General features: G+C 68.2%; 1 protein-coding gene. It reads left to right on the forward strand.

The genetic code is table 11. The annotated features are described in order from the left end of the window. Positions 1–1,054 (forward strand): dihydroxy-acid dehydratase (locus tag DK254_RS18735; RefSeq protein ID WP_177412093.1); only part of this gene is annotated, 1,054 nt, incomplete at both ends.

Genomic DNA, 1,054 nt, shown 5'->3' on the forward strand with positions numbered 1-1,054 from the left:
GCTGGTCGCCCGCGAGATCGAGAAGGCCGGCGGCGTGGCCAAGGAATTCAACACCATCGCCGTGGACGACGGCATCGCCATGGGCCACGACGGCATGCTCTATTCGCTGCCCAGCCGCGAGATCATCGCCGACTCGGTGGAGTACATGGTCAACGCCCACTGCGCCGACGCCATCGTCTGCATCTCCAACTGCGACAAGATCACCCCCGGCATGCTGATGGCCGCCCTGCGCCTGAACATCCCGGTGGTGTTCGTCTCCGGCGGGCCGATGGAAGCCGGCAAGACCAAGCTGGCCAGCCACGGCCTGGACCTGGTGGACGCCATGGTGGTCGCGGCGGACGACTCCTGCTCCGACGAGAAGGTCGCCGAATACGAGCGCAGCGCCTGCCCCACCTGCGGTTCCTGCTCCGGCATGTTCACCGCCAACTCGATGAACTGCCTGACCGAGGCCCTGGGCCTGTCGCTGCCGGGCAACGGCTCCACCCTGGCCACCCACAGCGACCGCGAGCAGTTGTTCCTGCGCGCCGGGCGCCTGGCCGTGGAGCTGTGCCAGCGCTACTACGGCGAGGGCGACGACAGCGTGCTGCCGCGCAACGTCGCCAGCTTCAAGGCCTTCGAGAACGCCATGACCCTGGACATCGCCATGGGCGGCTCGACCAACACCATCCTGCACCTGCTGGCCGCAGCGCAAGAGGCGGAGATCGCCTTCGACCTGCGCGACATCGATCGCCTGTCGCGCAAGGTGCCGCAGCTGTGCAAGGTGGCGCCGAACATCCAGAAGTACCACATGGAAGACGTGCACCGCGCCGGCGGCATCTTCTCCATCCTCGGCGAGCTGGCCCGCGGCGGCCTGCTGCACACCGACGTGCCGACCGTGCACAGCCCGAGCATGGCCGATGCCATCGCCCAGTGGGACATCACCCAGACCCGCGACGAAGCCGTGCACACCTTCTTCAAGGCCGGCCCGGCCGGCATCCCCACCCAGACCGCGTTCAGCCAGAACACCCGCTGGCCGAGCCTGGACGACGACCGCGAGAACGGCTGCATCCGCAGC

This window comes from Pseudomonas sp. RW407 (assembly GCF_003176655.1).
In the GTDB taxonomy this organism is placed as follows: domain Bacteria; phylum Pseudomonadota; class Gammaproteobacteria; order Pseudomonadales; family Pseudomonadaceae; genus Pseudomonas; species Pseudomonas delhiensis.